The organism is Mesorhizobium sanjuanii (genome assembly GCF_002529485.1).
Classification (GTDB): domain Bacteria; phylum Pseudomonadota; class Alphaproteobacteria; order Rhizobiales; family Rhizobiaceae; genus Mesorhizobium; species Mesorhizobium sanjuanii.
This window is the reverse complement of record NZ_NWQG01000147.1, coordinates 1-6,184: the sequence shown is the minus strand read 5'-3', so window position 1 is coordinate 6,184 and position 6,184 is coordinate 1. Positions and strand designations below refer to the sequence as shown.

The following is a 6,184-nucleotide window of genomic DNA, read 5'->3' as shown; positions in this document are numbered from 1 at the left end:
GGGGCAACCGGTGAGCTTTGCCGCCTCGGTGCTGACGCTCTATCCCGAGATGTTTCCAGGTGGGCTCGGCCTGTCACTCGCCGGGCGGGCGCTGGAAGCCGGCACATGGTCGCTGAAGACTATCCAGATCCGCGATTTCGCCAGCGACCGTCACCGCACCGTCGACGACACGCCGGCCGGCGGCGGCGCCGGCATGGTGATGCGCGCCGACGTTCTGGCCAGGGCGATCGACCATGCCTCGCCACCGGGCGATCAGCGGCCACGGCTGCTGATGAGCCCGCGTGGAAAACCGCTGACGCAGGTCCGCGTGCGCCAACTGGCCGCCGGCCCGGGCGCCGTCATTGTCTGCGGCCGCTTCGAAGGCGTCGACCAGCGGGTGATCGACGCGCGCGGGCTGGAAGAGGTTTCCATCGGCGACTTCATCCTGTCCGGCGGTGAACCGGCCGCCCTTGTTCTGCTCGACGCGGTGGTGCGGCTGCTGCCCGGCGTGATGGGCAATGCGATATCCGGCGATGAAGAGAGCTTCGAGAACGGCCTGCTCGAGCATCCGCATTACACGCGGCCGCAGGAGTTCGAGGGCAGGCCGATCCCCGAGGTTCTCACTTCGGGCAATCACAAGAAGATCGCCGCCTGGCGGCGTGCCGAGGCGGAGAAGCTGACGCAGGAGCGGCGGCCGGACCTGCCGGGCGCTTTGCCTCAGCCCTTGGCGAAATAATAGAAGGCGAGAAAGAGGCCGACCCCAACGACAAAGCCGCGCACGGCAATTTGCGGCACGCGCTTGGCGATCCAGACGCCGGCATAGCCGCCCAGCGCTCCGCCCGGGATCATGACGATGGCTTGCGGCCAGGCGACCACGCCGCCCGAGACGAAGACCAGGATGGCTATCGCCGCGATGACCACGGCCAGCATGTTCTTCAGCGCGTTCAGCCGGTGATAGTCGCCGGGCTGGGTAAGGCCGAGCGTCGCCAGCATCATGACGCCCATGCCGGCGCCGAAGAAGCCGCCATAGACGGCGGTCGCAAATTGAGCGAGCGAGCCGACGAGTGAACCCACCGACGCTTCATGCCCGGGCTTCGGGGCCGGCTTCAGCCATGGCCCGGCGCCGAAAAGCGCGGTCGCCGCCAGCAGCAGCCAGGGCACCAGGGCGCGAAACGACGGATTGTCGAGCGCCAGAAGGATGAGCGCGCCGGCCAGTGCGCCGAAAGCCGAGATCACACTGAGCAGCAACGCGCCGCGCCAGAAATGCTTGATATCGGCCCAGTATGCGAGCGTCGAGGTGATATAGCCGGGAAACTGTGTCACCGACGAGGTGGCGTTGGCGACGATCGGCGGCAAGCCGACCAGCGTCATGGCGCCAAAGGTGATGAACGTGCCGCCGCCGGCGACCGCATTGACGGCGCCTGAAGTAAAACCCGCGAGAAAAAGCAGGACCGCGTCGAAAACAGACATTGGGATGCCGCCGGAAAAAACTGTGCTTTGCCCGGCTTAGGAAGGTTGAAGGGCGGGCGCAACCCGCAGTGGACGATTGCGATGATGCCATGCGACCAAAAAAGACACGGCCAAGACGTGACAAAGCGCCGAAATAGCTGTATGTGCCCGCCCGTACCGGCAAGAACAATCTGCCGGACCCGTCAACAATGACGGTGTAGTCGCCCCTGCCCGATGTCTCCCGATACAATGTCTTGGGACAAAGGGCATAGCCGAGCGGTCAATGGAACTGCAAGGCGAGTGTCGGACGCTCTGACTGTCGGAAGAACAAGAAGTGGAATATTGAGATGGATCTCATCCGTCAGCTCGAGGCCGAACAGGCCGCCAAGATCGAAGCCAAGCGCAAGCTTCCCGAATTCCAGCCCGGCGATACCGTGCGCGTCCAGGTCCGCGTGACCGAAGGCACCCGCACCCGCGTCCAGGCCTATGAGGGCGTCGTCATCGCACGCTCCGGCGCCGGCTTCCAGGAAAATTTCACCGTCCGCAAGATCTCCTACGGCGAAGGCGTCGAGCGCGTGTTCCCGGTCTACTCGCCGATGCTCGAGGGCGTCGAGATCGTGCGCCGCGGCAAGGTGCGCCGCGCCAAGCTCTATTATCTGCGCGACCGTCGCGGCAAGTCGGCCCGCATTTCGGAAAACACCGGCGTGCGTGCTCGCAAGCTGAACGACGAGGAGCGCGATGCGCTGAACGCCGAGAAGGCCCGCATCGAGGCCGAGAAGGTGGCCGCCGCGCAGGCGCTGGCCGCCGAGAAGGCAGCGCAGGACGCCGCGGAGAAGAAGGCCGCCGACGAGGCCGCCAAGGCCGCCGCCTCTGCAGCCGAGGCGACTCCGGCCGAATAAGACTTCAAGAAACGTGCTTTGGGAAAAGGCGGCTTCGGCCGCCTTTTTTCGTTCACTGAGCTGTGAAGTCCGTCCTTCTGAAAAATCGGGCGCAGCTGTTGACGCCCTATCATATAGCGTACTAAATAATCGTACACAAACTAATTGGAGAAGCGAAATGTCAGCACTTTATACCACGCAGGCCCGCGTCACCGGCGGCCGCGCCGGCCATGGCGAGACCAGCGACGGCCTGCTCAAGGTCGGTCTTGCCTTGCCGAAGGAACTCGGCGGGCAGGGTGGTGCCACCAATCCCGAACAGCTCTTCGCCATTGGCTATGCCGCCTGCTTCGAAAGCGCCATCCGCTTTGTCGCGCGCAAGCAGAAGCTGCCGTTGACCGATGCGTCGGTGACTTCCACAGTCAGCCTGCTTCCCAATGGCGAGGGCTTCAAGCTCGGCGTCGCGCTTGCCGCCGAGACGAAAGGCCTTGATCAGGCCGCCGCGGAAGCGCTTGTATCGGAAGCACACAAGATCTGTCCCTATTCGAACGCCATCAGGGGCAATGTCGAGGTGGCGCTTTCGACAAAGGCAGCATGACGACCAGAACCGAAATCGGAACCAGCGAAATCCCGGCGCCAGACGGCGGGACTTCTGCCGTGCCGCGGCTCGACCAGCAGCTTTGCTTCGCGCTCTACACGGCGAGCGGGTTGATGACCAAGCTTTACCGGCCGCTGCTCGACCCGCTCGGTCTCACCTATCCGCAATATCTGGCGATGCTGGCGCTGTGGCAGCGCGCGCCGAGCACGGTCGGCGACCTCGGCGAGGCGCTGGGCCTGGATTCGGCGACGCTGACGCCGCTGCTCAAGCGGATGGAGGCGAACGGTCTGGTCACGCGCCGGCGCGATCCCGCCGACGAGCGCCGCGTGCTGGTCGAACCTACGGCCGAAGGCCAGGCGTTGCGGGCACGCATGAAAGATGTGTCGGCGGGCCTCGCCTGCGGCATGCCGCTTGAGCCTGAAGAGCTGAAGTCGCTGCACCGCACCTTGACGGGATTTATCGGCAAGCTGCGTGACGCGACGTCACCATCCTGACCCGTCATTTGACAGTTTCCCTCGTGTCCGAGTGCAGCCTGGCTTGCCGTCGCTGATCACGGAATAATGCCGTCTTGAAGGGGTTCTAAAACCGCGCCGGCTGAAGCCATTGGAATCCGCTTCACCCGGCCTTAAGCACCGGACCGGCTTGCAAGCTGTCTGCGGACGGATAAAGTCGCGCCCGGATTTTCATGTGAGCCCGGCTCTATGCGGGGCTTTTCACCCTGGAGCGTGTCATGACCAAATCGAAACTGCTGCTGGCTGCGCTGGCGGCCTGTCTTCTCGCACCCGTTGCCGCCTGGGCCGCCGATGCGCTGCCCGACCTCGGCGGCAAAAAAGTGGTGGTGGTGACCGAAAACGCCTATCCGCCGCTGCAGTTCATCGACGCCAAGACCGGCAAGCAGATCGGCTGGGAATATGACGCCATGGACGAAATCGCCAAGCGGCTGAACTTCAAGGTCGAGTACCAGAACACCTCCTGGGATGCGATGATCCAGGCGGTTTCCGACAACCAGTACAACATCGGGATGACCGGCATCACCATCAAGGACGACCGCAAGGAGAAGGTCGACTTCTCCGACCCCTATATGCGCTCGGAGCAGTTCATGCTGGTGCGCGGCGATGAGAAGCGTTTCACCGACGCCAAGACGTTCGGCGCCTTCAAGGAGGGGCTGATTGGCGCGCAGGCCGGCACCACGCCTTTTTACACCGCCGTCTACAGCGTGCTCGATGGCAATGAGCAGAACCCGCGCATAAAACTGTTCGAGACGTTCGGCGCCACCGTGCAGGCGCTGAAATCAGGCGATGTCGATGTCGTCTTGACCGACGGCACTGCGGGCAAGGGCTATGTCGACGCCTCCGAAGGCAAGCTCAAGCTGATCGGCGGCCCGCTCGGCACCGAGGACTTCGGCTTTATTTTCCCCAAGGGGTCCGACTTGGTGAAGCCGGTCAACGCCGCGATCGTGGCACTCAAGGCCGATGGCACGCTCGATGCGCTGAACAAAAAGTGGTTCCTTGATTACAAGATGGGGCAGTAGTTCGTCTTGCATGACGATTGCGCGCTAGAACGCTCACCGACTTTGCTCTACGAGGCCCCCCTCTGTCCTGCCGGACATCTCCCCCTCAAGGGGGGAGATTGGATGTCACCTCAGCTTTCGCCAATCTCCCCCCTTGAGGGGGAGATGTCCGGCAGGACAGCGGGGGGTGCCTTGGCACCATGCCTTCGCGATGTCTGCTTTGTCGGCGCTGCCTGATGGCAGCGGCACCTTCCACCGCCAAAACCGACTTCCCCTGGTGGCTTGCGGTGGCCGTGGCAGTCGCCGTGGCGGCAGCCCTTTTCATCACGGCCAGCGACCTCTATGCCCAGGTTTTCGCCACCGTCTCCAAGGGCATCGGCATCACCGTCTTCGTCACTGTGGTGGCCTTCGCGCTGGCCTCGGCAATCGGGCTCGGCATTGCGCTGATGGGGCTGTCCAACTCGCGGTGGCTGCGCCAGATCGCCCGCTTCTATGTCGAAATCATCCGCGGCGTGCCGATCCTGGTGCTGTTGTTCTGGATCGCCTTTGCCGGCGCGCCGGCCTTCGTCGCGGCATGGAACGCGGTGACCGCGCCGTTGCAAAGCGCCGGCCTGCTCGGTGAACTCATGGTTCGCGACGTGTCGCTGCTGTGGCGCGCCATCATGGCGCTGACCATCGGCTATTCGGCGTTCATTTCGGAGGTGTTCCGCGCCGGCATCCAGGCGGTCGAGAAGGGCCAGATCGAGGCGGCGAAGGCGCTCGGGCTGACGCGCGCGCAGCGCTTTCGTCTGATCGTGTTTCCGCAGGCGATCCGCACCATCCTGCCGCCGCTCGGCAACGACTTCGTCGCCATGGTGAAGGATTCCTCGCTGGTCTCGGTGCTGGGTGTCGCCGACATCACCCAGATGGGCAAGATCTACGCCGCCGGCTCGTTCCGCTTCTTCGAGACCTATTCCATCGTCGCCTATATCTACCTCATACTGACCGTCGGCCTGTCATTGGCCTTGCGCGCGCTAGAGAAACGGCTGCGCCGCCAGCATGAGGAATAGAAGGCAAGCGAAGACGGCGCTACATCAGGGAAAAGCCAATGCGGGAGAATCCCATGATCATCGACAAGGCCAGTGCCGCGCTGGATTCGGTCTATACCGCCGAGACGCCGGAAGCCTTGGCTGGCGCCTATGCCGCATGGGCCGCGACTTATGACAGCGAGACCGCGGCGCTCGGCTATCTCCTGCCGTTCCTGATCACCGCCTGGGTGGCGCGCCATGTGCCGGCAGGCGAAGGCCCCCTGCTCGACGCCGGCTGCGGCACCGGCCTGTCTGGGCCGTCGCTCAAGGCGCTAGGCTATCACGACATTGCCGGGCTCGATCTGTCGGACGACATGCTCAAGATCGCTGGCAGCCGGCAGGCCTACAGCGAGCTGAAGAACGCGATGCTCGGCGGGCCGCTGCCCTGGCCGGACGGCCATTTCCGCGCTTTCTTCTCGACCGGCGTGTTCACCATCAGTCACGCGCCGGCTTCCGGCCTGCATGAACTGGTGCGCGTCACGAAAAAGGGCGGCCACGCCATCTTCACCGTCCGCGACCAGGTGTTCGAGAGCGGCGGGTTTCAGGCTGTGTTCGGCGAACTGGAGCGAGCGAAGAAATGGCGGCCGGTCGAGGAAAGTCCCTGGTTCCGCTGCTATGCGATCGCCGAGCCGGATGCGCTGGTCAAGACGTTCGTGTTTGAAGTGGTTTGAGTAAGCCTGGCGGTTGTTCCTCGCCCCCGCAAAGC

Annotated in this window: 8 protein-coding genes; 7 read left to right on the top strand and 1 reads right to left on the bottom strand. The window is 63.9% G+C overall.

Annotated elements, in window-relative coordinates:
- Positions 1 to 10: 10 nt before the first annotated feature.
- Positions 11 to 715, top strand: a complete 705-nt coding sequence (gene trmD, locus CN311_RS21005) for a tRNA (guanosine(37)-N1)-methyltransferase TrmD (RefSeq protein ID WP_097575628.1) — start codon at positions 11 to 13, stop codon at positions 713 to 715.
- On the opposite strand, the gene CN311_RS21000 is transcribed toward trmD, so the two are convergent.
- Positions 697 to 1,449, bottom strand: a complete 753-nt coding sequence (locus CN311_RS21000; protein ID WP_097575627.1) for a sulfite exporter TauE/SafE family protein — start codon at positions 1,447 to 1,449, stop codon at positions 697 to 699. The genes trmD and CN311_RS21000 overlap by 19 nt on opposite strands.
- A gap of 326 nt (positions 1,450 to 1,775) precedes the next feature.
- Between CN311_RS21000 and rplS the strand changes: the two genes are divergently transcribed.
- The 6 genes from rplS (at position 1,776) to CN311_RS20970 (ending at position 6,149) form a co-directional block, all read left to right on the top strand.
- A complete protein-coding gene (gene rplS / locus CN311_RS20995) occupies positions 1,776 to 2,327 on the top strand; it encodes a 50S ribosomal protein L19 (RefSeq protein ID WP_097575626.1) in 552 nt (183 codons plus the stop codon).
- Between the two features lie 157 nt (positions 2,328 to 2,484).
- A complete protein-coding gene (locus CN311_RS20990) occupies positions 2,485 to 2,901 on the top strand; it encodes an organic hydroperoxide resistance protein (protein ID WP_097575625.1) in 417 nt (138 codons plus the stop codon).
- Complete coding sequence (locus CN311_RS20985) at positions 2,898 to 3,395, top strand: MarR family winged helix-turn-helix transcriptional regulator (RefSeq protein WP_097575624.1); 498 nt, start codon at positions 2,898 to 2,900, stop codon at positions 3,393 to 3,395. Before CN311_RS20990 ends, CN311_RS20985 begins: the two co-directional genes overlap by 4 nt.
- A gap of 236 nt (positions 3,396 to 3,631) precedes the next feature.
- The gene (locus CN311_RS20980; RefSeq protein ID WP_097575623.1) at positions 3,632 to 4,432 is read left to right on the top strand and encodes a transporter substrate-binding domain-containing protein; all 801 of its coding nucleotides are present in this window, start codon (positions 3,632 to 3,634) and stop codon (positions 4,430 to 4,432) included.
- A gap of 215 nt (positions 4,433 to 4,647) precedes the next feature.
- A complete protein-coding gene (locus CN311_RS20975; RefSeq protein WP_097575622.1) occupies positions 4,648 to 5,460 on the top strand; it encodes an amino acid ABC transporter permease in 813 nt (270 codons plus the stop codon).
- A gap of 53 nt (positions 5,461 to 5,513) precedes the next feature.
- Positions 5,514 to 6,149 carry a class I SAM-dependent DNA methyltransferase gene (locus CN311_RS20970; RefSeq protein ID WP_097575621.1) on the top strand — a complete coding sequence of 212 codons (636 nt, stop codon included), beginning with the start codon at positions 5,514 to 5,516 and terminating at the stop codon, positions 6,147 to 6,149.
- Positions 6,150 to 6,184: the final 35 nt, after the last annotated feature.

Bases quoted from the DNA above. Each gene is read 5' to 3' on its own strand.
- CN311_RS21000 (WP_097575627.1), bottom strand. From the start codon at position 1,449: ATGTCTGTTTTCGACGCGGTCCTGCTTTTTCTCGCGGGTTTTACTTCA.
- rplS (WP_097575626.1), top strand. From the start codon at position 1,776: ATGGATCTCATCCGTCAGCTCGAGGCCGAACAGGCCGCCAAGATCGAA.
- CN311_RS20980 (WP_097575623.1), top strand. From the start codon at position 3,632: ATGACCAAATCGAAACTGCTGCTGGCTGCGCTGGCGGCCTGTCTTCTC.
- CN311_RS20970 (WP_097575621.1), top strand. From the start codon at position 5,514: ATGATCATCGACAAGGCCAGTGCCGCGCTGGATTCGGTCTATACCGCC.
- CN311_RS20985 (WP_097575624.1), top strand. From the start codon at position 2,898: ATGACGACCAGAACCGAAATCGGAACCAGCGAAATCCCGGCGCCAGAC.
- CN311_RS20975 (WP_097575622.1), top strand. From the start codon at position 4,648: ATGGCAGCGGCACCTTCCACCGCCAAAACCGACTTCCCCTGGTGGCTT.
- CN311_RS20990 (WP_097575625.1), top strand. From the start codon at position 2,485: ATGTCAGCACTTTATACCACGCAGGCCCGCGTCACCGGCGGCCGCGCC.